This is a genomic window from Pseudoalteromonas aurantia 208 (genome assembly GCF_014858725.1).
GTDB lineage: Bacteria > Pseudomonadota > Gammaproteobacteria > Enterobacterales > Alteromonadaceae > Pseudoalteromonas > Pseudoalteromonas aurantia.
The window spans coordinates 1,565,270-1,591,391 of sequence record NZ_AQGV01000012.1 but is presented as its reverse complement, the minus strand read 5'-3'; the positions used below and the strand labels follow the sequence as shown (position 1 = coordinate 1,591,391).

Genomic DNA, 26,122 nt, shown 5'->3' with positions numbered 1-26,122 from the left:
TTCAAGCGGTTAGCGATACAGGTAGGCTTGTTAAGGTTTGGATTACGTGCTGATAAGTTTACTCATATACCGACAAGCTAGTAGATGGTAACGCTACTGAACAGTGCTTTGAAAGCGAGGCCACTTTGAGCTATTTGTATGGTTATAAACCAAAAGCTGCTATCCGTTTTGATGACATAAATGTCCGATACTATGATGCTGGCGATTGTGTATTTAATTTAACGCATTAATGTGAGTTAGCATAAGAACCAATAAAATGCTGCTATATGCTGAATATAACGTACTTATTATGATTTTAGCCTCGTTTTGGTTCAGGTTATTTACTGAAAACTAGGTTTTGTGGCGTATAAATATTGTCAAAAGTGAAACTCTGATAAATATATGGCACCATTTTGGTTGCAAGTAGCTAGGCAAACCCTTACATTAATGTCATTAAATTAGTATTAAGAAGTAATAATATGAGTGAACAGCAGCAACCTGAGCTAACAAAAGAACAAAAACAACAAAGAGAAATTCAATGGCAAAGAGAGTGTTTTCAAAATGCCCAAAAACATCTAGCCGAAAAAGGTATTATTCCCAATGCTGTCATAGACAAAGACAGTCGTTTTTTAGCACCACTGTGTGCCGTATGGAAAATGAAAGCACAAAATGGTAAAACATATTGGGTGATCACGGGCAGGTTACCTACAGATCATGTTGAAGTAACAGCTGCGACGTCGGCACGTGCGGTGATGAAACACTTTTCATACCAATGGCAAATAAAAGCGGATTCAATAATGGCGAATGCTGGGCACGATCCATCTCAAGTTGAGTTTGCAAACTTGCTAATTAGCCGTGCCCATGGCTTATATGATGTGGCCGATAATGACCAATTATGGGCTAATGAAGCATCGTAAAAGGGTCCGTTTTAAATGAAGAAATAGGGCACTTGAGCTTTTGTCTTGGGATCCCTGCTTCCATAAAAACACAACCTTGCTTTAAAAACCCACTTTCAATGAAGTTGGGCACTTCTTGCAGTATACAATTCACAAAGATATCATTTAAGCCTCTCTCTTTTGCGATGTACACAAGGAAGTTAAGGAGAGAGCTGTACGCAGAGCGATTTCGATGGGCCTGTATTACTGCAATACGGCTGATCAGTCCGTCAGGACACAATCGACCAGTGCCAACAGGTTCATGTTTTTCATCGCTGATTATTACATGTTCTGAATGTGAGTCTAATCCATCAAATTCTACTTCCATAGGCATATGGAATTCATAGACAAAGACACGCTCTCTTATTTGCTTTAACTGTTTTTGAGTTTGTTGCCAATTGACTCTGTCGACGTGGTAATTCATGATTCCTCCGCAAAGCACAAAACCATGGCTTTAACCTGCTAACTAAGTGCAAACAGCCACACTTATTCATAATGATGAATAAGTTAAACTTAAAAAAGCAGGGGAAACCTGTGATCCGTATACAGTAAGGTAATACGAGATCAGTCATCTTCTTGTAAGAAATACGTTCCCTCATTTATTAGTTTAGTTAACATTTGTGCAAATTCAATGCAATTTAATGATTCTTCCAACATAGAAGCTGAAAAGCAAGGAAAATCAGTCAGTAACTTAATTGCTTCTAAGTGCTTTAGTGCTAGGTTAAAGGTTTCTCCGTTAACACTTAAAACGATAGAGTGAGCTAGTTTTTGATAAATTGCTCTGACGCCACCAGCACGTTCTATTATGTCATTCGGTGTAATGTAACTTTCCAGCTCTGTATGTTGTAGGGGTGTTTCAAGTGGTGCCAAGTCCATATCATGCTTAGGTTGGCTGAGCATAGCACCAAGCCAATGCTTTAGCTGGTCAGGGTCGTTCAGGGCATCTTGCATAAGTGCCTGAATACCGGCTACTTCTTGTGAACTCAATTCACCCTTTGAATCACGAAGAGACAACATAGGATCGGAATACCGCGTATTTCCAGTTTCAGAGTCAATGAGGTGGTCGGCAAAGCCGGATAAAAAATCTTTCTGGTCCGGTGCTCTAAAACCAACAGAGTAGTTAAGTGCATTTTCTACCGCATAGCCTTCATGGGGGCATCCTGGTGGTATATATAAAATATCGCCAGGCTCTAACACAGCATCAATAGTGGCATTAAACTGCTCAACTTGAAGTAGGCTTTTGTTTTGTGCAAATTGCTTTAGGTTTGCATCAGGTAAACCTACACGCCAGTGGCGTTTCCCTTGTCCTTGAATTATAAACACGTCATATTGATCTAAGTGTGGTCCCACACCACCGTGAGGTGTAGAGTAGCTGACCATTAAATCATCTATGCGCCAGTTAGGTATAAAGCGAAACGGTTCAAGTAGTTGCGCAGCAACTGGGTGCCAATGATCAACGGCTTGAACAAGTAACGTGCTATGCTGGTCTGTAAGTTTAGCAAAATCTTCGAATGGCCCATGGAACGATTGCCAATCGTTATTATGATTAGTGATTAAACGTGACTCTATACTTTCTTCCATCGCAAGCCCCGCAAGCTCTTCAGGCTCGATAGGGTCTTCAAATTCAGTAAAGCCACCTTTGATCAGTAAAGGACGTTTTTGCCAATATTGTGAGAGAAACTCAGCTTGGCTTAATTGGTTTATTGTCAATTCGTACATGGTTATTCCATAAAAAAAGCGAAAGAGGAGCTCTTTCGCTTTAAAATTTAACTTACGAGCGAATTATACTAGTTCGTCGATAAATGCTTCAGCACGACCAATGTAGTTTGCTGGTGTCATTAATTTCATTTCAGCTTTAGCGTGATCAGGCAGTTCCAAACCGTCTATAAACTCAGCCATGATCTCTTGATTAACACGCTTACCACGGGTCAGTTCTTTTAGCTTTTCATATGGCTTTTCAATACCGTATTTACGCATCACAGTTTGAATTGGCTCTGCAAGTAGCTCCCAGTTTTGGTCTAGCTCTTCGAGTAAACGATCAGCGTTTACTTCAAGCTTGCTCACACCTTTAAGGGTGGCTTGGTATGCAATGAGCGTATAACCCATACCGACACCTAGGTTACGTAACACGGTAGAATCCGTTAAGTCACGTTGCCAGCGAGACACAGGTAATTTTTGTGCTAGGTGCGAGAAAATCGCATTGGCTAGTCCTAAGTTACCTTCTGAGTTTTCGAAGTCAATTGGGTTTACTTTATGCGGCATAGTTGATGAACCAATTTCACCAGCAATGGTTTTCTGCTTAAAGTGATTTAGTGCTATGTAACCCCATGCATCACGATCAAAATCGAGTAAAATCGTGTTAAAGCGGGCTACTGCATCAAAAAGCTCGGCAATATAGTCATGCGGTTCAATTTGAGTTGTGAATGCATTCCAGGTCAAACCGAGGCTTGTCACAAACTGTTCTGCATGTTGATGCCAGTTATAGTCAGGGTATGCACTTAGGTGTGCGTTGTAGTTACCTACAGCGCCATTGGCTTTACCAAGAATAGAAACTGCCGCAATTTGATTACGCTGACGTTGTAAGCGTACATACACGTTTGCAAACTCTTTACCCATAGTTGATGGAGACGCAGGTTGGCCGTGCGTACGAGTCATCATTGGGATTGAGCGGTATTCAATCGCTTTTTCTTTGATTGCAGCAAGCAATTTGTCGCAATAAGGTAGCAATACTTCATCACGCGCTTCTGTTAGCATTAGGCCGTGAGATAGATTGTTGATATCTTCAGAGGTACAAGCGAAATGAATGAATTCGTTTACAGCGTGTAACTCAGCGTTATCAGCAACTTTTTCTTTTAGTAAATACTCAACGGCTTTAACATCGTGGTTCGTTGTGCTTTCAATTTCTTTTACGCGTGCAGCATCGGCTTCACTAAAATTGGTCACTATGCTGTCTAGAAGCGCATTTGCTTCATCACTAAATGCAGGCACTTCTGCAATGCCTTCAGCTTTCGCTAAAGCTTGCAACCAGCGTACTTCAACCGTTACACGGTATTTAATTAAGCCAAACTCACTGAAGATGCTTCTAAGCTCAGCAGTTTTACTGCCGTAGCGACCATCTACTGGAGAGATAGCGGTTAACGCTGAAAGCTCCATAATTTCTCCTAAACTAATTGGTTTTGAACGATATTTAAATTCTATTTTGTGCTTCTGCGATAATTTTCTTTTTACCAAAGAAAAACTGACGGCGTTTGCCACCTAGTTGTCGCCAAAGTACTGCGCTGCGGATCCCTGCAAGGAGCAGCGCTCTAATTTTTTGTTGAGTGCCAGGTTGCTTCAAAATCTCTGGTTTGCCAAAGATTTGAATTTTTTGTCCTAGCGGACTCAATACTTCACTATATATGTCAGCAAATGCGGCGATGATAGTACTATCACACACCTCAAAGTGTTGTAATTGACGCTCTACATCTTTTAAACGACGAGCCAGCTCACTTAGCGCTTGGGGGTTATTAGCAAGCGCTCTTTCTAATTGCATTAGCCCACCAACATATTTGACCATTTCAACGTCTTTTTCACCAGCTGGGGTTAATTGCTCAACCAAAGTCCGTAAACCAGACTTCAGAGCAAAGCTGTCTTCATAGACATCGGAAGGTTTTTCTGGGGAAAGATTTACAATACTTTTTAAAAAGCTTGCAACATCTGTTTCAGCAAACTGTCCATATTTTGACACCTTTTGAACTAGCTTGGTAATTTGACACATAGCCGCAAGCGGCATGACATATTCTGCTGCCATTATTTAATCACCGAGTCTATAATGCCGCCACCTAAGCATACGTCATTTAAATAGAAAACGGCAGATTGGCCTGGTGTGACAGCTTTTTGAGGCGCGTCGAATAACACGCGCGCTAACCCATCTTGACCAACGAGCAAGGTACATGCAATATCGGTTTGGCGGTAGCGAGTTTTTACCGTGCAGCGTAGTGTGCCTTGTGGGCCAACTCTATCGACCCAATGTAACTGATCAGCATTTAAACCGTTGCTGAATAGGCGAGGGTGGTCTTTACCTTGACCAACCACTAAAACGTTGCGTTCAATGTCTTTATCTACCACATACCATGGCTCGCCGTTACCTTCTTTCATGCCGCCAATTAATAAGCCTTTTCGTTGACCAAGGGTATGGTACATAAGGCCTTCATGATCGCCGACGGTTAGTCCATCCGTGTCTTCTATCTTACCAGGTTGTGCTGGTAAGAATTTTTGCAAAAAGTCTTTAAACTTGCGCTCACCAATGAAGCAAATACCGGTACTGTCTTTTTTGTCATGGGTAATTAAATCTTGTTCTTCAGCAATGCGGCGCACTTCTGGTTTTTCTATTTCGCCGACCGGAAAAAGGGTTTGTGCGATATGTTCATGACTTAATGTGTATAAGAAGTAGCTTTGATCTTTGTTATCATCTAGCCCACGACACATAACAAATTTACCGTCACGTTCTTCACGCTGTACATAATGCCCTGTGGCAATATAATCGGCACCAAGTGCTTGTGCGGCAAACTCTAAAAAGGCTTTAAATTTAATTTCTTTATTACACATAATATCAGGATTTGGTGTACGGCCTGCTTTATATTCAGCGAGGAAGTATTCAAATACATTGTCCCAATACTCTGCGGCAAAATTAACAGTGTGGAGTTCAATATTTAACTTATCACATACTGCTTGGGCATCTTTTAAGTCTTCAGCAGCAGCGCAATATTCATCATTATCATCTTCTTCCCAGTTTTTCATGAATAGGCCTTCTACTTGGTAGCCCTGTTCTTTTAAGAGGTAAGCTGAAACTGAAGAATCAACACCGCCGGACATACCAACGATGACTTTAATGTGACTATTATCGCTCATAATTTTTGCTGTAAATCTATGTGATTTTTAAAGGCCGTGATTATAGCACGCAAATGTGTGTGGCTAAAAGTCGAGATGAATATCATCGGTTATTTAGTACTTTATATTGGCCGTTTTTTAATCCATCGAGCGTAAATTTACCGATCTGGGAGCGAATTAGTCGTAGTGTTGGGTGGCCAATATGTGCGGTCATTCTGCGAACTTGCCTATTCTTTCCCTCATTAATGGTGACGCTTAACCAAGTCGTTGGGATATTTGCTCGCTCTCTTATTGGTGGGTTACGTGGCCAAATACTCGGTTCGGGAATTATTTTTACTTTCGCAGGGCGTGTTAAACCATCTTTGAGCTCGACGCCAGAACATAACGCATCAATGTCTTTTTGCTCAGGAACTCCTTCAACTTGAACCCAGTATGTTTTGTCGGTTTTTTTCTTTGGGTCGGTGAGCTTGTGCTGTAATTGACCACAATTTGTGAGTAGCAATAACCCTTCGCTATCTCTATCCAGCCGGCCTGCAGCATACACTCCTTTTTCTTTCACATATTGTGCAAGTGTTTCACGGTTTTGATCATCTGTGAACTGACACAACACATCGAACGGCTTATTGAACAAAACAATTTTGACATCTTCTGGCGCAATACTTGGTTTTGTTGTTTTTCGGTGACTTGGTCGTGAGGATTTTGGTGTGTTTCGAGAAGATGAACGTGCTTTGTATACCATGTTATAACCGAGCGTGAAAGTCGAGGAGCAAGATTATATCAATTGACGTGCAAGAGTGCCCACATTTTGTGACTTTGGTCGCAGATTTAATTTTTACAGGTAAAATATGACTTGTTGAAGGCGTGTAGTCTATTAAAGAAAAAGGGTAGCAATGGCTACCCTTTAAATTAGAAACATTAACAATTATACAAGGGTTGCCAAGATATCGTTAAATGTTTTGCTCGGACGCATTGCTGCATAGGCAATATCGTCATTAGGCTGGAAGTAACCGCCAACGTCTTTAGCCACGCCTTGAGCATTGTTTAGCTCGTCAACAATTGTTTGTGCCTGTGCTGTTAGTGTTTCAGCGTAAGCAGCGAATGTAGTTTGAAGTTCAGTATCAGTTGTTTGAGCCGCCAAAGACTGAGCCCAATAAAGTGACAAGAAGAAATGACTACCTCGGTTATCCAGCTCATTTACACGGCGAGAAGGTGATTTATTTTCATCTAAGAATTTGCCTGTTGCTTGATCAAGCGTATCAGCAAGTACTTGTGCTTTGGCATTACCAGTAGTTTGACTCAGGTGCTCAAGTGACGCCGCTAGCGCTAAAAACTCACCCAAAGAATCCCAACGTAAGTGGTTTTCTTTTTCAAATTGTTGCACATGCTTAGGTGCTGAACCACCCGCGCCAGTTTCAAATAGGCCACCACCATTCATTAGTGGCACGATAGACAGCATTTTTGCGCTGGTACCTAGCTCAAGAATTGGGAATAAATCAGTCAAGTAATCACGTAGTACGTTACCTGTAACTGAAATGGTATCTTTTCCTTCTTTCATGCGCGCTAAAGAGTACTCTGTTGCTGCAACAGGTGCTTTGATCAGCAGCTCTAAACCAGCAGTGTCATGATCTGCAAGGTATGTGTTTACTTTTTCAATAAGCTGAGCGTCGTGAGCTCGGTTTGCATCTAACCAGAATACAGCTGGAACACCGGTTGCGCGAGCACGGTTTACAGCAAGTTTAACCCAATCTTTAATTGGTGCATCTTTTACCTGACACATGCGCCAGATATCGCCTTGCTCAACATTATGTTGAAGTAGCACGGTATCATTTGCATCTACAACGCGAATTGTACCTGCTGATGGTGCTTCAAATGTTTTATCATGAGAACCATACTCTTCTGCTTTTTGTGCCATTAGGCCCACGTTCGGGATAGTACCCATTGTACGAGGATCAAACGCACCGTGTTCTTTACAGAAGTCGATAGTTGCTTGGTAAACGCCAGAATAACAACGGTCAGGAATAACAAAGCTGGTATCTTGCTGCTTACCTGCTGTGTTCCACATTTGACCGCTTGTACGAATCGCTGCTGGCATTGACGCATCAATGATCACGTCACTTGGGACGTGTAGGTTTGTGATACCACGATCGGAATCAACCATTGCAATACTTGGGCTACTTTCATATATGGCTGCGATATCAGCTTCTACTTCAGCACGTTTTGCGTCATCTAGTTGTTGTATTTTTGTATATACATCACCTAAACCGTTGTTTACGTCAACACCTAGCTCTGCAAATAGTGCAGCATGCTTAGTGAATACGTCTTTATAGAATACTTTAACAGCATGGCCAAAAATGATGGGATCAGATACTTTCATCATTGTTGCTTTCATATGCAATGAGAATAGTACGCCTTTATCTTTTGCTGATGCAATCTCCGCGGCAAGGAAGTCTTGCAATGCAGAAACACTCATACGCGAAGCATCAATAATTTCGCCTGCTAACAAGGCAGTGCTTGCTTTAAGCGTAGTTACATCACCATTACTTGCAACATGCTCAATGCGCACATTGGTGGCTTGCTCAACCGTAGTTGACTGCTCTGAACCGAAGAAATCGCCATCAGTCATGCTTGCAACATAAGACTGTGAATCTTTAGCCCATGCGCCCATTGAGTGTGGGTTTTTACGTGCATATGCTTTTACTGATGCTGGTGCGCGGCGGTCAGAGTTACCTTCACGAAGTACTGGGTTTACTGCGCTGCCTTTGATTTTATCGTAAGTTGCTTTAATCGCAGCTTGCTTTTCATCTTGTGGCTCAGCTGGGTAATCAGGAAGTGCATAGCCTTTTGCTTGAAGTTCTTTAATGGTTGCGTGTAATTGTGGTACAGATGCACTGATGTTAGGCAGTTTGATGATATTTGCTTCAGGCGTTTTAGCCAGCTCACCAAGTTCAGCAAGTGCATCACCGATACGTTGCTCTTCAGTTAAAAAGTCAGGGAAATTAGCAATGATACGGCCAGCTAATGAAATATCTCGAGTCTCGACTTCTACACCGGCTACATTAGTGTAGGCCTGAATAATAGGGAGTAAAGAGTAAGTTGCTAAAGCTGGAGCTTCATCTGTTTTAGTGTAAATAATTTTTGATGTCATCATCATTCCTAGAATTTGTGGCCTCTAAAAGCCATTCAACAATGCAAAGGGAACGCTATGTTGCCTAAGGCAAAAGGGTATAGCAAGTTTGTTAGATATTTTTACTTTAGGTAAAATAATAATATCTAACCCACCTAATAGACGTAGCAATTGTATCAATCATTACATATTGGGGCTAATTCAAAAAATTAAAGTTCCAGAATGAAAAAATATAAGGAAGTTTTAGAAAATGAAGCGAGCAGCGAATGCGACTCGCTTTATATAGTCATCGCTGCTGTTACACTAACAATTCACCGCTTGGCGCGATGTTGGTAGCGTGTAACCCTTTCGGGCCTTCTTGCAGCTCGAATGTTACACCTTGACCAGCTTTAAGTGTTTTGTATCCATCCATTACAATCGTCGAGTAATGGGCAAAGATATCTTCCTCGCTGCCGTCTTCTACGATGAAACCAAACCCTTTGGCGTTATTGAACCACTTGACTTTTCCGCAAGCCATACTTCTACATCCTTCTATAAGTGACTAAATTTAGTTAATCTAAACTTTATAATTTGCTAGACTGCCCATATAAAGCAATCTAGTACGACTGTAGTTTAAATAGGCAGTCAGTCAAGTTATTTACTATTTTTTTTAACATTTTATTTATTTTCTAATTCAAGTTTGCTTGAGTTACCAAGACAAGACTATATTTAATTATGAGTGGGACAAAAGATTCAGGTGTTATAGACACGGTACGTGAAAGTGAGAAGCAAAAGCTTAGCCCTCCGCGTAAGTACAAGGTCATTTTAAACAATGACGATTACACTCCAATGGATTTTGTAATCGAAATTTTAGTGACATTTTTTAATATGGATAGCGAAAGAGCAACTGATGTGATGTTACAAATTCATCACGAAGGGAAGGCTGTATGTGGAATATATCCTGCCGATATAGCGCACACAAAGGCTGAGCAGGTCAATCGTTACGCTCGCGACAATGAACACCCGTTGCTTTGTAGTTGTGAGCAAGAATAACCTTTTTAATTCTCGTTTGGGGGTTGCCAATGCTAAACAAAGATCTAGAAATAACCTTAAACGCCGCATTTCGTGAAGCTCGTACACGCCGTCATGAATTTATGACAGTAGAGCACTTACTTTTGGCGCTTATTGATAATCCATCTGCAGGAGAAGCGTTAGGCGCCTGTGGTGTTAATACTGAGACTCTAAAGCGAGAGCTGTCAGAGTTTATAGATGAGACAACGCCGGTCTTACCAGATTTAGAAGAAGATAGAGAGACTCAGCCTACACTTGGGTTTCAGCGAGTATTACAGCGTGCTGTGTTCCATGTTCAATCGTCAGGGCGTAGTGAAGTTACAGGTGTAAATGTACTTGTGGCTATTTTTTCAGAGCAAGAGAGTCAAGCAGTATATTTGCTTAAGAAAGGTGATATTAGTCGGTTAGATATTGTTAACTTTATATCCCATGGTATCGCTAAGTCAGACGATGATGAGTCGGATCATGACGATCATGAAGAAATACATGAAGAATCAAATGACATTCAAAATGAAGAGAAATCTAAATTAGAAAACTTCACTGCGAATCTTAATGTAATGGCACAAGCTGGTCAGATCGACCCATTAGTGGGCCGTGATGAAGAAGTCGAACGAACGGTTCAGGTGCTATGTCGTCGTAAAAAGAATAACCCTTTGCTTGTGGGTGAAGCTGGTGTTGGTAAAACAGCGATAGCTGAAGGGTTGGCATATCGAATTGTAAACAACCAAGTGCCAGATGTTATTGAGGATGCAGTTGTTTATTCGTTAGACATGGGGGCTTTGTTAGCGGGTACGAAATACCGAGGAGACTTTGAAAAACGTTTCAAAGCACTACTGAAAGAGCTGCAAGCAAAACCTCATGCTATTTTATTCATTGATGAAATTCACACAATAATCGGGGCAGGTGCAGCATCTGGCGGAGTCATGGATGCCTCTAATTTAATTAAACCGCTGTTATCGAGTGGCCAATTGCGCTGTATGGGTTCGACAACATACAACGAGTTTAAAAATATCTTTGAAAAAGACAGAGCATTGGTTCGCCGTTTCCAAAAAATTGATGTTGTGGAACCAAGTGTGGCAGATACAACAAAAATTCTATATGGGCTGAAAGAGCGTTATGAAGAACATCATGGCATTCGTTATACACAAAAAGCGCTGCGCGCTGCCGCTGAGTTAAGTGCAAAGTATATAAATGAACGCCAGCTACCAGATAAAGCAATTGATGTTATTGATGAGGCGGGAGCGAATCAACGTTTACTTCCTGTGTCACGCCGTAAAAAGACCATTGGTGTATCTGATATTGAAATGATTGTGTCAAAAATTGCGAGGATCCCACAGCAAAGTGTTTCTTCAAGCGACAAAGACACCCTCAAAAACTTGGACCGCAATTTGAAAATGTTGGTTTTTGGACAAGACCAGTCAATCGATGCACTTACGTCAGCGATTAGATTGTCTCGTTCAGGACTTGCAAATGAAGATAAGCCCATAGGCTCGTTTTTGTTCGCGGGACCAACCGGAGTTGGTAAAACAGAAGTGACGAAGCAGCTCGGCAAATGTATGGGGGTCGAATTCATACGCTTCGATATGTCAGAGTACTCTGAGCGCCATGCTGTGAGCCGATTAATTGGTGCGCCTCCTGGTTATGTAGGCTATGAACAAGGCGGATTGTTAACTGATGCTGTGATAAAGCATCCTCATTCAGTGGTTTTACTAGATGAAATAGAAAAAGCTCACCCGGATATCTACAACATCTTACTTCAAGTTATGGATCACGGTACGCTGACAGATAACAACGGCCGAAAAGCGGATTTTAGAAATGTTGTATTAGTTATGACAACTAATGCTGGTGTTCAGGAAACCGTTCGTCAGTCTATTGGTTTTCAGGAACAAGATCATTCGCATGATGCGTTATCTGAAATCAATAAAGTGTTTACACCAGAGTTTAGAAATCGTTTAGATAATATTATTTGGTTTAATCATCTTGATAAAGAAGTGACGTTACAAGTGGTCGATAAGTTTATTGTTGAGTTACAGGCGCAGCTTGATCGTAAGTCTGTGAACTTAGAGCTCACATCGGCAGCACGGTCTTGGTTAGCAGATTTAGGCTACGATAAGGCGATGGGGGCACGTCCAATGGCACGTGTTATTCAAGAGCAGCTTAAAAAGCCTTTAGCTAACGAAATACTATTTGGTGAGTTAGTCGATGGTGGATCAGTTAAAGTGTGTATTAAGGATAACAAAATTGCATTTACTTATGAAAACGCGCTTGTTTCTGCATAAGCATTCATTATGTAACTAATGTCAAAAAGCCTAGCAATGCTAGGCTTTTTGTTTTGGGCTATATTAAGCCCTGCTCAATAGACTTTTTATAACAACCATTGAGTAGGTTGATTAAACACGTCTATGAGCGACGTATTACAACCTGTTCCAAGAACAGTTCTACACGGTTCGATTAACGAGCACGGAAGACAATGCGTCCTTTGGTTAGGTCGTAAGGGGTCATTTCAACCGTTACTTTGTCACCTGTAAGAATACGGATGTAGTTCTTGCGCATTTTTCCAGAAATATGAGCAACAACCACGTGACCATTTTCTAACTCAACGCGGAACATTGTATTTGGTAAAGTATCAAGGACTGTGCCTTGCATTTCAATTACGTCTTCTTTCGCCATGTGTAGCGTAACACCTCTTTGAATATTTAAACGCAGGAGATTTTGCCCAAAAGCTTGCAATAAGTAAAGGAAAGGGTCAAAAAATTGTTATTTTATTAGCCTATGATGCCGATTAAAGTAGTAAAATGACTTTTTTGGTACGAAATTTAACGAATAGCGATAATGAACGGGTTATTTCTTTGCTGTCTTTTTCGTCGTGTTGGTATCGCTGTTAACCCAAATATCATTGATAAAACGTTGTGCAGGTTTATAGTGCGACTTGTATTTCATCTTTTTGCAGCTATCAATTTGGTACCCTAAATAGAGATATTGCTTTTTCGCCCTCTGCGCATAGTCTATTTGCGCTAATATCATGACAGTTCCAAGGCTATATGATTCGTAATCTGGATCAAAAAAAGTGTAAATGGCAGAGAGAGAATTTGGCATCGTATCGGTTACGGCAACCGCGACCAGTTTATCAAAGTGCCAAAGCTCAATGAAAGTGATGGGTAACCAACGGCAGAACAAAAAACTTTCATATTGTAAATGGTTAGGTGGAAACATGCTGCCATCTTGATGCCGTAGTGAAATATACTTTTCGTACAGTGGGTAGTAGTTAGGACGTTCTTCATGACTTTCTACAATACTAAATTCATTATTTAGTTTGTTCCACTTACGTTTTTGTGACTTAGATTGCATAAAATCATAGGTGGGCAGTCGCAGTGATTGACATGCATTACATTTTGGGCAGTGTGGGCGATATATTTGATCACCACTGCGTCGGAACCCTAATTCTAATAAACCTTCAAAACGCTCTGGTGTATAACAATTGTGATCTAAAATAACGAGTAATTGTTCTTGCTGTTCAGGTAAATAACTACAACTAAATTGCTGACTTAAACCAATTTTTGATGGAAAGTGTTCAGTCATATATGTTTTCCAAGGTTTGTGTTAGCCACATGTTGGCAGGCATATCGAACGCGTTTGCTTTGTTAAGTTTAGTCAAAAATTCAGTCCGTGGGATAACTTTTGCACCGAGCGTGTTTAAATAAGGATTCTCTAACTGGCAGTCAATGAAATGCGCATTGTGTCGCTTCAACCAATTAACCAATGCCCACATAGCGAGTTTTGAAGCGTTAGGTTGATTAAAAAACATGGATTCACCGCAGAATACGCCTGATTGCATAATGCCATATAAGCCACCAATCAGGTGTTCTTCATTCCATAGCTCAAGGCTATGTGCAAAACCGGCGTGATGCGCATCCATATACGCTTGAAGTATTTGGCTATTTATCCAAGTCCCTTCACTGTTTAGACGCTGAGTACGGCATGCTGTAATAACATCAGAAAAAGCGCGATTAATTGTAACCTTAGGTTTTATTCGACGCATCGCTTTTCGCAGTGATTTACTAATATGAAACTCATCTAACTCAATGACGCCACGCTCACTTGGCGACCACCACATAATTGGCTCTCGTTCATTGAACCATGGGAAAATTCCTTTGCTATAGGCTGTGCGAAGTCGAGTTAATGAGAGACACCCACCTACGGCCAATAAGCCATCTGGATTTGTGAGTGCTAAGTTACATGGGGGAAACTGACAGTTATCACTGGATAAATGAATAATTTGCTGCGTCATAGTAAAAGTTACGAATTACGGTAATTGTAAAATTGGAAATAAAATAACGCAAATTCAAAAAAAATCAAATGGGGGAGAGGCCCCCATTCAATGTAACTTATAGATTATCTAAGTAACGCTCAGCATCTAATGCAGCCATACAGCCTGTACCGGCTGATGTGATTGCTTGGCGGTAAATATGGTCAGATACATCACCAGCTGCGAAAACACCTTCAACGCTCGTCTGAGTAGCATTACCGTGTAATCCAGACTGGACAACCAAGTAACCATCCTTCATTTCCAATTGTCCTTCAAACATATCGGTGTTTGGCTTATGACCTATTGCAATAAAGACACCTGCTAGGTCAAGATCTTCCGTTTTTTCTGAATTTGTTTCTTTGATACGAATGCCTGTTACGCCCATGTCATCGCCGAGTACTTCATCTAGATTACGGTTTAAGTGCAGTGTAACGTTACCATTTTTAGCTTTATCCATTAAACGATCTGCAAGGATCTTTTCGCTACGAAATGAATCGCGACGGTGAATAACATGTACTTCATCTGCAATATTTGATAGGTAAAGCGCTTCTTCAACAGCGGTATTACCGCCACCAACAACCGCCACTTTTTGGCCTTTGTAGAAGAAACCATCACAGGTCGCACAAGCGGATACACCACGACCTTGGAAAGCGGTTTCAGACTCAAGACCTAGATATTTTGCCGATGCGCCAGTGGCAATGATCAATGCATCACAAGTGTAGGTACCTTGATCACCTGTTAAAGTGAATGGACGTTTTGAAACATCTACTTTGTTAATATGATCAAAAATTATTTCAGTCTCAAATCGTTCAGCGTGCTCTTTCATGCGATCCATTAATGCAGGACCAGTCAGACCATGTGCATCACCAGGCCAGTTTTCAACTTCTGTTGTCGTGGTTAATTGTCCACCTTGTTGCATGCCTGTGATCAGCACTGGGTTTAAATTTGCACGTGCCGCATAAACTGCCGCGGTATAGCCCGCTGGGCCAGATCCTAAAATAAGCAGTTTACAATGTTTACCATCACTCATTATGATTTCCTAAAATGTTTTATACTCTGATTGAATGAGGTTGATTCTAAGAAATTCAAGCAAGATGTAAAATAAAATCAACATTTCATTTTTTGATAAATCAGGAAGATGTCAAAAATACTGTACTTGAGCGTTTTTTGCGCCATTGGCACGAAAATGAACGCTTATTCATGACCAAGTAGGTTTTTTTTGATATGTTTTAAAGAAGTATATTTCGTTAGTCCGCTTGGATTGACTCTCAACTATAGGTATTTATGGCTTTTTGGCAGGAAACTCCAGGGTTTGAATTAGAGGCTAAAAACATTCAAATTCTGACAGATGCAAAGCAGTATCATGGGCAATTGTTACAGTTGATAAAGGGTGCACAGCGTCGTATTTATATCACGGCACTTTATCTTCAAGATGATGAAGCAGGGAGAGAGATCTTAACTGCACTACATGATGCATCCCTTGCAAATCCAGATCTCAAAGTCAATGTATTAGTCGATTTTCATCGTGCACAGCGCGGATTGATTGGCGCACAAAAATCAGATGGCAATGCGAGTTTATATTGCCAAGCATTGAGTGACTTTCAAAGTAATGTCAAAGTATATGGCGTGCCTGTTAAAGCAAAAGAACTTTTTGGTGTTTTGCACTTAAAAGGGTTTGTAATGGATGACACCGTTATGTACAGCGGTGCAAGTCTAAATGATGTGTATTTACACAAAGATTCAAAATATCGCTTAGATCGTTATTTTTTAATAAATCAGTCTCAACTTGCCGATAGTTTCTGTGATTTTACAGATCGATATTTGATCAGCAGTGAGGGTGTACCTAGAATAGATAGTCGACCACTGCCTATATTCAGTGATATCAAATTAGCACAAAAAAAATTAATGCGAGAATTGAAAAAAGCCAAATATGATTTGTCTGAAGCAAGCAATCAAAATGGTCTTAACATTCGTGCGTTTTTAGGGTTTGGTCGTCGTACAAATAAGCTTAATCGTTTAATTAAAAACCTATTTGATACAACAGAACAGGAGCTTATTTTATACACACCCTATTTTAACTTTCCGGCGCCTCTTTTACGTTCACTCAGGCGATTATTAAAGCAAGGAAAGCAGGTAACAGTGGTGGTGGGTGATAAAACGGCAAATGACTTTTATATTTGCCCAGAACAACCCTTTAGCCGAATTGGTGCTTTACCTTATTTATATGAGACGATTTTACAGAAGTTTCTCAAAAGCCAAAAGCGTCACATTACTTCGGGTCAATTAAAAGTCTATTTGTGGAAAGATGGGGTAAACTCATTCCATTTAAAGGGAATTTGCAAAGATAATCATACACATTTGCTAAGTGGGCATAATTTGAACCCTAGAGCTTGGGGGCTTGATATTGAAAATGGCATTTTGATTGAAGACCCGCAAAAACAGGTATTACCGGGTATTGAGCAAGAAAAACAGGCAATTTTAGATAAATGTCGTTTGCTTACTGGCCCAGATGATATTGAATCATTAAATGATTATCCATTACCGGTTCGAAAGTTACTTGGTCAAGCTAAACGCGTGAAGGTTGATTTTATTATTAAGAAGTTTATCTAGTCTGACTTTATCGAGCGAAAAGATTATATTAAAAAGGGCCTTAGGCCCTTTTTAATATTTATAGGTATTCGCGTTTATTCATAAGCTTCGTTATGCACATTGGCAGCACGACCAGATGGATCTGCATTGTTTTGAAATGAAGCATCCCATGCAAGCGCTTCTGGTGTTGAACATGCAACTGATTTACCATGAGGTACACAATTTGCGGCAGCATCGCCCGGGAAATGTTCTTCAAATATTACTCGGTAAAAGTAAGCCTCTTTACTGTATGGAGTATTGATTGGAAAGCGGTATTTAGCATTGGCTAAGTCTTGATCTGATACCTGATCGTTGACATGGGCTTTTAATGAATCGATCCAACTATATCCAACTCCATCAGAGAATTGCTCTTTTTGTCTCCAAAGTACGCTGTCAGGTAAGTAACCATCAAACGCTTCGCGTAGAATATGCTTTTCAATACGACCATCTTTACACATTTTATAGTCTGGGTTACTGCGCATCGCGATATCAACAAACTCTTTGTCTAAGAAAGGAACTCGTGCTTCTACACCCCAAGCGGCCATGGATTTATTAGCCCGAAGGCAATCAAACATGTGTAACTTAGATACTTTTCGATTCAGTTCTTCATGAAACTCTTTTGCATTCGGGGCTTTGTGGAAATAAAGGTATCCGCCAAATAATTCATCAGCGCCTTCGCCAGAAAGTACCATTTTTATACCCATTGCTTTTATTTGTCTAGACATTAAATACATCGGCGTTGATGCCCTAATTGTGGTGACATCATAAGTTTCTAAGTGATAAACAACTTCTCTTAATGCATCAATACCTTGTTGGACGGTAAAAACTATAGGGTGGTGGACAGTGCCTATTTCATCGGCCACAACTTGTGCAGCAGCGAGGTCAGGTGATCCAGCTAAACCAATAGAAAAGGAGTGCAACTTTGGCCACCATGCATCAGACGCATCATTGTCTTCTATACGTTTAGCTGCAAACTTTTGAGTAATTGCCGAAATAACGGATGAATCTAAGCCGCCAGACAATAACACTCCATACGGAACGTCACACATAAGTTGGCGTTTTACTGCCGCTTCTAGTGCATTTTTAACATCCAACGGATTCGCTGAATTAGTTTTTACGGCGTCATAAGATTGCCAATCACGTTGATAGTAAGGGCGTAATGTTCCTTCTTTAGAATATAAGTAATGCCCAGGAGGAAATTCCTCTATTGAGGTGCAAATCGGTGTTAGTGCTTTCATTTCACTGGCAACGTAAAAGTTACCATGCTGATCTCGGCCCGTATAAAGAGGGATAATACCAATATGATCTCGGCCTATTAAATAACTGTCTTGCGTTTCGTCATATAAACAAAATGCAAAAATACCGTTCAAGTCATCCAAAAATTCCGGGCCTTTTTGTTTATATAGCGCGAGAATAATTTCGCAGTCAGATTCAGTTTGAAAAGAAAAATCAGTGGTGAGGCTTTGAGCGAGTTCTTTATGATTATATATTTCTCCATTGACTGCAAGTATGTTGGTTTTTTCGGGGTTATATAGTGGCTGTGCCCCACTTGACACGCCGACAATAGCTAACCGCTCGTGTACCAATATTGCTTTATCTGTCGCATATACGCCAGACCAATCAGGTCCTCGATGTCGGAGCGTTTTTGACATCTCTATTGCTTGACTCCGTAATTGTATTGGATCAGATTTTAATTCTAATACTCCAAAAATAGAACACATAAAATACCTCATTCCTGCGTTGGTTAGCTAAAGTGCTAATTATTTATTTTGTTGATGAAGAACGACGGTTTAATACCGTGTTTTCCTTATTATAGATTTACCAGAAATACATAGAGAAGTCACACAGTTAAGTGGGTTTTTTAAAGGGAGTTTAATGACTATATTGGTGCAATAAATGAGGATATTGCACCAATATGGAAGGTGGTTTAGTGCGTGGTGCCAGCTGCAACTTTTAAATCAGACTCATTGCTGATCGCGGCCGCAATAATGACTTTAATTGCTGACATGACCGTTTCTTGAGCCATGCTTGATGCACCATTGTGATGCACTGCTTGAGATGGTAAATAGGGGATATGTATAAAGCCACCTTTTATATTGTGGTGGTGCAGCGTAATTTCATGCATTAATCCATACATCACATGATTACATACATATGTCCCAGCAGTATTTGAAACGGCAGCGGGAATATCCGATTTGTGCAGGGCAAGTAAAATACGCTTAATTGGTAAGTTGGTGAAATAGGCGGCAGGCCCCAATGGAATGACAGGTGTATCAATTGGCTGATTACCCGCGTTATCTGCAATACGGGCATCGTTCACATTAATTGCAATTCGTTCTAGTGATATGTCGGCTCGCCCCCCGGCCTGACCGACACATAATACTAACTGTGGAGAATATTTATTAATTGCACCACGTAGTACATCTAAAGATGTATCGAATTCACATGGGAGCTCTTTGGTGCGGATAGTTAACCCGTCAATAGCGATTCCTTCTAACGCTTGTACCGCTAGCCAGGAAGGATTAATTAACTCACCGCCAAAAGGAGCGAAGCCAGTGATAAGAACACAAGGTTTGTGTGAGCTAGTCATTAAATATTACTCCATACATTAGTAAAATATTAATTGCGAGCAAAGTTAATGCGGTTGGGATTTGCACCTTGATAACTTGATATTTATCTTTTAAATCTAACAATGCGGCAGGGACAATATTGAAATTTGCAGCCATTGGTGTCATTAGTGTGCCGCAATAACCTGAATACATACCAATTGCAACAAGTGGTGCGGCTGAGGCACCATGCCCTTGAATTAAGAAAGGCACGGCAATGCCTGCTGTCATGACCGGAAATGCAGCAAAAGCATTACCCATGATCATGGTAAATAACGCCATACCGACACAATACAAAACAACTAACATAAAGCGGTTATCGGGTGAAATAAATAACGTGACGAGATCTTGGATGGCGGTGCCAGTTTGAGCCACTATGAATACACCACCGAGCATCGCTAACATTTGCGGTAAGATAGCAGCCCATCCGATAGAATCTACTAATCGACGAGATTCAGTGAGTGCGCGTATTGGGCTGCCAGAAGTAAATTTCCAGCCAATTAACAAGGCAACACCACACGCTAGGGTTAAAGAAGCCAATGTAAGATGACGCTGGTCGAATATGTACCAGCCATCGATATTTAAGTCTCCGAGAAGTAAGGTACAAATGACGGTGACGATAGGGATCATAACTGCTGGCATAAATAGTTTATTGCCAATTTTTTCTGCACTATGTGATTTAGCCTCATCTGATGGTGTGTCATAAGTGCCCATCGATACACGTCCAAATCCAGCGAGCAGTGCAATGATCATAACACTCACACCTACCCACTGATAAGTAATGGCTTTACCAAGCAGTGAAATTGAAAGATCACCAAATAAAAACACATTGCCAAATAATAGCCAAAAGAGTGCGGTACTGTATTTTTTCGGATGGCCTTTATCTTGTAACGTTCTCATTACTAGAAACATAACAACAAAGCCAATAAGTAAATATATGTTTTCGATTGATATGATAGCGGGAGGTGTATTTACAACATTTGACGGAGCACTCATGATAGCTCCTCCGTTAACCTAGTCTGAGGTTGACTCTTATAAAAAGCAATCTCACGACTAATTTTTGCTTCGAGCCTAGCCAATCTAAATAAATGAACGAGTAAAGCGGCGATTGCTGTGGGGATGGCCCATAAGCCAATATGGAGCGGTTCAATACCAGTAATACCATTTTCTTTTAGGAAAGCATCCATGAGTAACACCGCGCCAAAAGCGATGAAGATATCTTCTCCAAAAAACATAGCAATATTATCACATGCGGCCGCATGTGCACTGATCATATCTTTGACTTCTTTAGGTAATTCGCCATGTAGGTTTGTCGCAGCGCCTAATGCCATCGGTGCTAATAAGGGCCTAACCGTTTGAGGTTGTCCCGCTAGGCTCAGTAAGCCTAGCGCAGAAGAGCATTCTCGTACTACGAAATAGACGGATAAAATGCGTGCAGTCGTTGCACTTTTTATACTCGCAATCCAGCTTTGTGCACGTTGTTGCAAACCATAGCGTTCAAGCAATGCGATAACAGGTAAAATCAGGAGAAAACTTGCGAGTTGACGAGAATTCATGAATTTCTCACCAAACGTTTCAATCAATGCCAAGAAGTTCATATCGACCGCCCAACCGGTGACGATACCTGCGGCGGTGACCACCAGTAGCGGGTTAAATCGCAGTGCAAAGCCTAGCACTACGATTGCGATCCCACTTAGTGGTAATAGGTTTAAGTCTGTCATATTTATCACTCTATTTATTATTTTTTGCTAGCGTAAATTGCGCTAAGTGAGCAGATAGCTTTTCACTTGCACTATATGCTTGTGAAACCGTAGATTGCACAAATTGGACTATTTGTTGTGTACCTAATTGACTAAATAAACGAAGGTCGGCGTTAATTACGGTGGCGATAATTGGATACCCCCCTGTAGTTTGACAGTCATTCAACAGCACTATAGGCTCTCCATTTGGTGGCAGTTGGATCACGCCAGGATGTACCCCTTGGCTGGCTATCGTTGTGTTGTGTTGTACGGTATTTTTCGCTGTAAGTCGGGAACCCATACGGTTATTTAGCTCACTGACATGCCAAGTGGTTTTCAATAAGTGCTCAAAAGCGCCGTCTGGCAGTTTATCACAGTGTGGCCCTTTAAGTACTCTTACCTCATTGGTGTATGCAGGCTGTTGTACGCCTATGCGAGAAAGCGGCGTAGGGCAAGGCGTAAAAGTAAGTTGGTCATTGGCATTTAAAGCTCTACCATTAAATCCGCCAAAATTTGCTTGTATATCGGTAGATTTGGCACCGAGTACTTCGGAAATTTCGATACCGCCTTGAATCGCTAAATAAGCTCTTTGAGCACTTTTACTGGTTGAAAAAGTGAGAGTGTCGTCAGCATTGGCGAAATAACGCCATCCTGAATATAAAGGCTGGCCATTCAATTTGGCTGACAAGTCTCCCCCAGTTATGGCGAAATTAACAGGCGCAGTGAATTGAAATTGAGCTAGGCCAATGGTTATTTCAATCACGGGAGTATTTTGTGCATTGTTGACAAGTAAATTTGCCAGCTGGAATGCAATTGGGTCGAGTGCACCGCATTGACTCACACCTAGATGCCTATAACCTACACGGCCTAAGTCTTGAATTGAGGACAACACGCCAGACTTAATGATGTTTAACATAATCCTTCCTTTGACGGCATGAACTTAACTTGGTCTCCAGGCATGAGCACACTAGGCTGTGCGCGCAGAGGGTCAAACAAGGGAGTATCGCATTGCCCCAATAAGTGCCATCCACCAGGAGAAGCACTGGGATAAACGGCGGTGAGTTCTTGTGCTATAGCAACAGAACCTTTAGGTACATGAGTTCTAGGGGTTTCTTTCCGCGGTAATTGTAGCGCTTTCGGGAGTGTTCCCAAGTACGCAAAACCAGGTAAAAACCCTATAAACTCAACTTGGTACAGTATGGATGAATGGAGTTCGACAATTTGTTTTTCAGTTATTTGCAACGTATTTGCCAATGCGGTCAGATCAGGGCCAAAATTGCGGCCATACTTTACAGTTAACGTGTGAGTGGTCGGTGTATCGCTGGTCACTTCACACTCGTCCCATAGGGCATTGATCTTTGCTATCCAAAAAGGGTGATCTTGCGGGTTTTTGAGGTAGACAGTGACTGAAGCCTTAGCGGGTACCACTTCAAAAAATGCATCACTTTGCAATAATTTTGCTGTCAGTGCAAATAAACGGCGTTGCGCGTTACGGGCAGGGTTTTGGGTAGTAAGTGTAAATACAATTGTATGCTCCCCAAGCAGGTAACAATGCTTATCAGTCATTGTGTTTCCATATCATTGTTATTATTGTCGATAGTATATCGAATTTGTTACTTGCAGATACAAAAAAGCCACACAATGCATGGCTTTTTTAACTCAGAGTGTTAATTCACATCGTTTGATGTATCGCTCTATTGTGTTTTTAATAGCCACTCACTTAATAAACGTACGCCATAACCTGTTCCACCTAGAGGAACCTCTCCTTTCGCTGAGCTAGAGAGTGCATTACCTGCAATGTCGATATGAACCCAACGTGTTTCACCTGCAAACTGTTGCAAGAAAGTCGCTGCGGTTGTTGCTCCAGGGCCACTAGAACCAATATTTTTAAAGTCGGCAATATCAGAAGACAGGGTATCTTTGTAACCTAGGGGTAAGCGCCAAACTTGTTCGTTAACCTGCTTGCCAGCGAGTGTAAATTCATTTATCAGCTGATCATCATCTGAGAAAATTGCTGAATATCGATTCCCGACAGCACGAATCTTTGACCCAGTTAAGGTAGCAACATCAACCATTATCTCTGGCTTGAAGTGCTTACGGGCATACCACATGGCATCGCTTAATACGAGGCGCCCTTCTGCGTCTGTATTGACCACTTCAACACTTAACCCTTCAGCTGTACGTAATACATCCCCAGGCGCGATGGCATATTGTGATACCATGTTTGCTGCCATGCCCATAACAGCGACAACGTTCATGTCTGCTTTATTAAGTGCCATTGCTTTAATGGTACCCAGTACAGCTGCTGCACCTGCCATATCGGATTTCATTCGAGCTATTGAGGCACCTTTTTTTATGCTGTAACCACCAGAGTCAAACGTTATTCCTTTGCCGATAAGTGCAATTGGTGTGTCTGAGTTGCCCTCATAATGTGCAACGACTAGGCGTGCACCTTCTTTACTACCTCGACCAACCCCTTCGAGGGCACCCATTCCAAGCTCTTTCAATTGTGCAGGCTTTAAAATAGTTACTTTAACACCATATTGCTCTAGATCTTTTGCCGCTTTAGCAAAATCAACTGGGGTCATTTCTGTTGCCACTTCAGAAGTTAAATCCCGGGCTAAAAAAACACCTTGCTCAACGTGCGCAAGTTGCTGATATTGTTCACGAGTACGTGTATCGTTAGCGACATGAATGTTATAGCTAACATTAAATGTTTGTGGCTCTTTTTTATAAACTTCGAACGTATAGTCACGTAAGTTTGCGCCATGGGCGAATTGTGCAGCCAATTCGCTATTGTCTTTACTGTTGCCGATAGATGCGAGCGCGAGTGAAGCAGAGACTACTTTTTTCGACTCTAATTTCGCATGGATGTTACCACCTAGCTTAGCCATTTTGGCATTGGTTAATGTCTCTTTCTTACCAAGACCAACAATGAGTATACGACTGTACTTACTATCAATAGGCGCAATAACTTCAACGGTTTTACCATACTCACCTGTAAATGCGTCAGCTTTTGTTGCACGCTCTAATTGCTTTCGCGTGTTGCTATCTAAAAACTTAAGATTGGCATTACCATCTGAATTTTGAAAAACGACAAGTGCATCACCTTTAACTAAATGGGATGTAAAATTAAAGTCAGCGGCAAAAGCACTTGCTGAGCTTAATACAGCGAATGATAGAGCACTCAAAGAAAAAGATAGTTTCATGATAAATCCTAAGTAAAAAATCAAAATAGCTTTTACCTGAAAAAAGTAAAGGTAGTAACTAATAGTCGTTGAACCGCCAGTTATTACAGTTAAATTACCACCAACCTTTAAGCGGTATGAGCGTTTAGTATGGTTTGTTTTTATTACTTCGTAGTATAAATTTATTGCATTAACTGAAATCAAAAACGCCGTCAGAAGGTCTATTCAAGCATAGTAATAATATAAAGCGTATTGGAGAGGGTAGCCAAACGCGAAATAAATAAGGGTACATATTACATGTCGAATAGTTTGAAAAAAACGCTTTTGACGGCTGTGGTTGTGGTCAATTCACTGAACGTGAATGCCACTGACATGCCGATGCCCAAGCCAGAGCAAGCCAGTATGCATGTTAAAACACTTGTTTTAGGGTCTGGTTGTTTTTGGGGGGCAGAGAAACGGTATGAAGCAATGCGCGGCGTCATTGACGCTGAGTCAGGGTACGCAGATGGCACGGGTTTCAAAGCCAGCTATCAAGAGATCATTAAACGCAGTCGGCGCTTTGATGAACGTAATTTTGCTGAAGTAGTAAAAGTCACATATAACGCAAATATTTTGACTACCGATACTTTATTACAGCGCTATTTTGAAAGTCATGACCCAACGCAAAAGAATCGCCAAGGCAATGATATTGGCACGCAATATCGTTCTACTATTTTATTCAGTGAACAAACCCAGCGGGATATTGCTTTTGATTTAAAAGCGCAGTATCAAATACTGTTATCAGCGAAAGGTTATAGCGACATTAAAACCATTATAAAGCCGCTAAAAAAGTTTTATCCGGCTGAAGAGTATCATCAGAATTACCTTGTTAAAAATCCTAAGGGGTATTGCCCTGATCATTCAACAGGCGTTGTTTTCAAACCAGTAAATACGCAAGAGAAAAACAATGATGTCTTATTATCTGGTAAGCACATTGTTGTTATCGATTCGAAAAACTATTGCCCATACTGTGAAAAGTTAAAAAAGACAGTTCTCAATGATTATCAAGGCGATGTCCGCTTACACTTTAGGTATGCAGATGAACTACATAACTTAGAAATAAAATCAGCAACATGGGCGACCCCAACAATTTTGTTTCTTGAGAATGGTAAAGAAGTATTTGGTCATCAAGGGTTTATGGATAAAACTCGCTTTTACAAAGCATTAGGTGCTTTTAAACTAGGGGACAGTGAAGCGTACTCAGTCGCGTTTCAAAAGGGAACACAACGTCCATTTTGCAAAGAATACGATATTTTCAAAAACACCCCAGAAGGAGTGTTTATTGATAAGTTAAGTGGTGCATCGTTGTTTGATACTAAAGATCGTTTTAATTCAGGTACTGGTTGGCTATCGTTTAAATATCCGGTTAAGGGCAGTGTTACTTATCATGAAGATACAAGTTTTGGTATGACGCGCACAGAAATACGTTCGAAATCAAGCGGAATTCATTTGGGGCATGTATTTGCAAATGAAGGGCCAAATGGTACAGACCGTTATTGCATAAATGCAACAGTGTTAGATTTTGTTGCCGCCCAATGAGCGGTTTTTAGCGGTGCTTCTCTCTTCGCTATGTGGCTTTTTTACGTTGGTTTTTTACCAATTAAAAGCAGTTAGGGCTCGATACTAAAGATAAAAAAAACCCCTCTAACGAGGGGTTTT

Annotated in this window: 24 protein-coding genes; 5 read left to right on the top strand and 19 right to left on the bottom strand. The window is 41.0% G+C overall.

The window, feature by feature from the left end:
- Positions 1 to 458 precede the first annotated feature (458 nt).
- Entirely contained in the window at positions 459 to 896 is a 438-nt protein-coding gene (locus PAUR_RS10685; protein WP_192507743.1) for a DUF4826 family protein, read from the top strand.
- Here the strand turns inward: PAUR_RS10685 and PAUR_RS10680 are convergent.
- From PAUR_RS10680 to cspD, 8 genes are all read right to left on the bottom strand, one after another.
- Positions 880 to 1,338, bottom strand: coding sequence for a GNAT family N-acetyltransferase (locus PAUR_RS10680; RefSeq protein WP_192507742.1), 459 nt, complete (start codon positions 1,336 to 1,338; stop codon positions 880 to 882). The genes PAUR_RS10685 and PAUR_RS10680 overlap by 17 nt on opposite strands.
- A gap of 140 nt (positions 1,339 to 1,478) precedes the next feature.
- Positions 1,479 to 2,633, bottom strand: coding sequence for a ribosomal protein uL16 3-hydroxylase (locus tag PAUR_RS10675; protein WP_192507741.1), 1,155 nt, complete (start codon positions 2,631 to 2,633; stop codon positions 1,479 to 1,481).
- Positions 2,634 to 2,696: 63 nt separating this feature from the next.
- Positions 2,697 to 4,067: an adenylosuccinate lyase gene (gene purB, locus PAUR_RS10670; RefSeq protein ID WP_192507740.1), complete on the bottom strand. Its 1,371-nt coding sequence runs from the start codon at positions 4,065 to 4,067 to the stop codon at positions 2,697 to 2,699.
- A gap of 34 nt (positions 4,068 to 4,101) precedes the next feature.
- The gene (hflD, locus tag PAUR_RS10665; RefSeq protein ID WP_192507739.1) at positions 4,102 to 4,704 is read right to left on the bottom strand and encodes a high frequency lysogenization protein HflD; all 603 of its coding nucleotides are present in this window, start codon (positions 4,702 to 4,704) and stop codon (positions 4,102 to 4,104) included.
- Positions 4,704 to 5,804: a tRNA 2-thiouridine(34) synthase MnmA gene (gene mnmA / locus PAUR_RS10660; RefSeq protein ID WP_192507738.1), complete on the bottom strand. Its 1,101-nt coding sequence runs from the start codon at positions 5,802 to 5,804 to the stop codon at positions 4,704 to 4,706. Before mnmA ends, hflD begins: the two co-directional genes overlap by 1 nt.
- 82 nt (positions 5,805 to 5,886) lie before the next feature.
- Positions 5,887 to 6,522, bottom strand: coding sequence for a pseudouridine synthase (locus PAUR_RS10655; RefSeq protein ID WP_192507737.1), 636 nt, complete (start codon positions 6,520 to 6,522; stop codon positions 5,887 to 5,889).
- A 183-nt stretch (positions 6,523 to 6,705) separates the two neighbouring features.
- Positions 6,706 to 8,928 (bottom strand): NADP-dependent isocitrate dehydrogenase, encoded by a 2,223-nt coding sequence (locus tag PAUR_RS10650; protein WP_192507736.1) that lies wholly within the window; start codon positions 8,926 to 8,928, stop codon positions 6,706 to 6,708.
- 277 nt (positions 8,929 to 9,205) lie between these two features.
- Positions 9,206 to 9,424 carry a cold shock domain-containing protein CspD gene (cspD, locus tag PAUR_RS10645; protein ID WP_010363137.1) on the bottom strand — a complete coding sequence of 73 codons (219 nt, stop codon included), beginning with the start codon at positions 9,422 to 9,424 and terminating at the stop codon, positions 9,206 to 9,208.
- A gap of 197 nt (positions 9,425 to 9,621) precedes the next feature.
- Between cspD and clpS the strand changes: the two genes are divergently transcribed.
- Both clpS and clpA read left to right on the top strand, forming a co-directional pair.
- Positions 9,622 to 9,939, top strand: a complete 318-nt coding sequence (gene clpS / locus PAUR_RS10640; RefSeq protein WP_192507735.1) for an ATP-dependent Clp protease adapter ClpS — start codon at positions 9,622 to 9,624, stop codon at positions 9,937 to 9,939.
- Positions 9,940 to 9,968: 29 nt separating this feature from the next.
- Positions 9,969 to 12,236: an ATP-dependent Clp protease ATP-binding subunit ClpA gene (clpA, locus tag PAUR_RS10635; RefSeq protein ID WP_192507734.1), complete on the top strand. Its 2,268-nt coding sequence runs from the start codon at positions 9,969 to 9,971 to the stop codon at positions 12,234 to 12,236.
- A 172-nt stretch (positions 12,237 to 12,408) separates the two neighbouring features.
- Here clpA and infA read toward each other — a convergent pair whose 3' ends face one another.
- From infA to trxB, 4 genes are all read right to left on the bottom strand, one after another.
- Positions 12,409 to 12,627 (bottom strand): translation initiation factor IF-1, encoded by a 219-nt coding sequence (gene infA / locus PAUR_RS10630; RefSeq protein WP_058029687.1) that lies wholly within the window; start codon positions 12,625 to 12,627, stop codon positions 12,409 to 12,411.
- A 171-nt stretch (positions 12,628 to 12,798) separates the two neighbouring features.
- On the bottom strand, positions 12,799 to 13,536 hold the full coding sequence (locus tag PAUR_RS10625; RefSeq protein ID WP_192507733.1) for an arginyltransferase: 738 nt from the start codon (positions 13,534 to 13,536) through the stop codon (positions 12,799 to 12,801).
- Positions 13,529 to 14,245 (bottom strand): leucyl/phenylalanyl-tRNA--protein transferase, encoded by a 717-nt coding sequence (gene aat / locus PAUR_RS10620; RefSeq protein WP_192507732.1) that lies wholly within the window; start codon positions 14,243 to 14,245, stop codon positions 13,529 to 13,531. Before aat ends, PAUR_RS10625 begins: the two co-directional genes overlap by 8 nt.
- Positions 14,246 to 14,342: 97 nt before the next feature.
- Positions 14,343 to 15,293 (bottom strand): thioredoxin-disulfide reductase, encoded by a 951-nt coding sequence (gene trxB / locus PAUR_RS10615; protein WP_192507731.1) that lies wholly within the window; start codon positions 15,291 to 15,293, stop codon positions 14,343 to 14,345.
- A gap of 254 nt (positions 15,294 to 15,547) precedes the next feature.
- Between trxB and pssA the strand changes: the two genes are divergently transcribed.
- Positions 15,548 to 16,873, top strand: coding sequence for a CDP-diacylglycerol--serine O-phosphatidyltransferase (gene pssA / locus PAUR_RS10610; RefSeq protein WP_192507730.1), 1,326 nt, complete (start codon positions 15,548 to 15,550; stop codon positions 16,871 to 16,873).
- A gap of 74 nt (positions 16,874 to 16,947) precedes the next feature.
- Here the strand turns inward: pssA and asnB are convergent, their stop codons facing one another.
- From asnB to PAUR_RS10575, 7 genes are all read right to left on the bottom strand, one after another.
- Complete coding sequence (gene asnB / locus PAUR_RS10605) at positions 16,948 to 18,612, bottom strand: asparagine synthase B (RefSeq protein ID WP_192507729.1); 1,665 nt, start codon at positions 18,610 to 18,612, stop codon at positions 16,948 to 16,950.
- A 206-nt stretch (positions 18,613 to 18,818) separates the two neighbouring features.
- Positions 18,819 to 19,481, bottom strand: a complete 663-nt coding sequence (gene pcp, locus PAUR_RS10600) for a pyroglutamyl-peptidase I (RefSeq protein WP_192507728.1) — start codon at positions 19,479 to 19,481, stop codon at positions 18,819 to 18,821.
- A complete protein-coding gene (locus PAUR_RS10595; RefSeq protein WP_192507727.1) occupies positions 19,474 to 20,493 on the bottom strand; it encodes a DUF979 domain-containing protein in 1,020 nt (339 codons plus the stop codon). Before PAUR_RS10595 ends, pcp begins: the two co-directional genes overlap by 8 nt.
- Positions 20,490 to 21,218, bottom strand: coding sequence for a DUF969 domain-containing protein (locus tag PAUR_RS10590; RefSeq protein ID WP_192507726.1), 729 nt, complete (start codon positions 21,216 to 21,218; stop codon positions 20,490 to 20,492). The genes PAUR_RS10595 and PAUR_RS10590 overlap by 4 nt, the downstream gene beginning before the upstream one ends.
- 10 nt (positions 21,219 to 21,228) lie before the next feature.
- Entirely contained in the window at positions 21,229 to 22,152 is a 924-nt protein-coding gene (locus PAUR_RS10585; protein WP_192507725.1) for a 5-oxoprolinase subunit C family protein, read from the bottom strand.
- Complete coding sequence (gene pxpB, locus PAUR_RS10580; protein ID WP_192507724.1) at positions 22,146 to 22,802, bottom strand: 5-oxoprolinase subunit PxpB; 657 nt, start codon at positions 22,800 to 22,802, stop codon at positions 22,146 to 22,148. The genes PAUR_RS10585 and pxpB overlap by 7 nt, the downstream gene beginning before the upstream one ends.
- A 128-nt stretch (positions 22,803 to 22,930) precedes the next feature.
- Positions 22,931 to 24,445 (bottom strand): leucyl aminopeptidase, encoded by a 1,515-nt coding sequence (locus PAUR_RS10575; protein ID WP_192507723.1) that lies wholly within the window; start codon positions 24,443 to 24,445, stop codon positions 22,931 to 22,933.
- Between the two features lie 276 nt (positions 24,446 to 24,721).
- Between PAUR_RS10575 and msrA the strand changes: the two genes are divergently transcribed.
- Positions 24,722 to 26,002, top strand: coding sequence for a peptide-methionine (S)-S-oxide reductase MsrA (gene msrA, locus PAUR_RS10570; RefSeq protein ID WP_192507722.1), 1,281 nt, complete (start codon positions 24,722 to 24,724; stop codon positions 26,000 to 26,002).
- Positions 26,003 to 26,122 lie beyond the last annotated feature (120 nt).

Coding starts and splice junctions, on each gene's coding strand:
- PAUR_RS10685 (WP_192507743.1), top strand. CDS start 459: ATGAGTGAACAGCAGCAACCTGAGCTAACAAAAGAACAAAAACAACAA.
- PAUR_RS10680 (WP_192507742.1), bottom strand. CDS start 1,338: ATGAATTACCACGTCGACAGAGTCAATTGGCAACAAACTCAAAAACAG.
- PAUR_RS10675 (WP_192507741.1), bottom strand. CDS start 2,633: ATGTACGAATTGACAATAAACCAATTAAGCCAAGCTGAGTTTCTCTCA.
- purB (WP_192507740.1), bottom strand. CDS start 4,067: ATGGAGCTTTCAGCGTTAACCGCTATCTCTCCAGTAGATGGTCGCTAC.
- hflD (WP_192507739.1), bottom strand. CDS start 4,704: ATGGCAGCAGAATATGTCATGCCGCTTGCGGCTATGTGTCAAATTACC.
- mnmA (WP_192507738.1), bottom strand. CDS start 5,804: ATGAGCGATAATAGTCACATTAAAGTCATCGTTGGTATGTCCGGCGGT.
- PAUR_RS10655 (WP_192507737.1), bottom strand. CDS start 6,522: ATGGTATACAAAGCACGTTCATCTTCTCGAAACACACCAAAATCCTCA.
- PAUR_RS10650 (WP_192507736.1), bottom strand. CDS start 8,928: ATGACATCAAAAATTATTTACACTAAAACAGATGAAGCTCCAGCTTTA.
- cspD (WP_010363137.1), bottom strand. CDS start 9,424: ATGGCTTGCGGAAAAGTCAAGTGGTTCAATAACGCCAAAGGGTTTGGT.
- clpS (WP_192507735.1), top strand. CDS start 9,622: ATGAGTGGGACAAAAGATTCAGGTGTTATAGACACGGTACGTGAAAGT.
- clpA (WP_192507734.1), top strand. CDS start 9,969: ATGCTAAACAAAGATCTAGAAATAACCTTAAACGCCGCATTTCGTGAA.
- infA (WP_058029687.1), bottom strand. CDS start 12,627: ATGGCGAAAGAAGACGTAATTGAAATGCAAGGCACAGTCCTTGATACT.
- PAUR_RS10625 (WP_192507733.1), bottom strand. CDS start 13,536: ATGACTGAACACTTTCCATCAAAAATTGGTTTAAGTCAGCAATTTAGT.
- aat (WP_192507732.1), bottom strand. CDS start 14,245: ATGACGCAGCAAATTATTCATTTATCCAGTGATAACTGTCAGTTTCCC.
- trxB (WP_192507731.1), bottom strand. CDS start 15,293: ATGAGTGATGGTAAACATTGTAAACTGCTTATTTTAGGATCTGGCCCA.
- pssA (WP_192507730.1), top strand. CDS start 15,548: ATGGCTTTTTGGCAGGAAACTCCAGGGTTTGAATTAGAGGCTAAAAAC.
- asnB (WP_192507729.1), bottom strand. CDS start 18,612: ATGTGTTCTATTTTTGGAGTATTAGAATTAAAATCTGATCCAATACAA.
- pcp (WP_192507728.1), bottom strand. CDS start 19,481: ATGACTAGCTCACACAAACCTTGTGTTCTTATCACTGGCTTCGCTCCT.
- PAUR_RS10595 (WP_192507727.1), bottom strand. CDS start 20,493: ATGAGTGCTCCGTCAAATGTTGTAAATACACCTCCCGCTATCATATCA.
- PAUR_RS10590 (WP_192507726.1), bottom strand. CDS start 21,218: ATGACAGACTTAAACCTATTACCACTAAGTGGGATCGCAATCGTAGTG.
- PAUR_RS10585 (WP_192507725.1), bottom strand. CDS start 22,152: ATGTTAAACATCATTAAGTCTGGCGTGTTGTCCTCAATTCAAGACTTA.
- pxpB (WP_192507724.1), bottom strand. CDS start 22,802: ATGACTGATAAGCATTGTTACCTGCTTGGGGAGCATACAATTGTATTT.
- PAUR_RS10575 (WP_192507723.1), bottom strand. CDS start 24,445: ATGAAACTATCTTTTTCTTTGAGTGCTCTATCATTCGCTGTATTAAGC.
- msrA (WP_192507722.1), top strand. CDS start 24,722: ATGTCGAATAGTTTGAAAAAAACGCTTTTGACGGCTGTGGTTGTGGTC.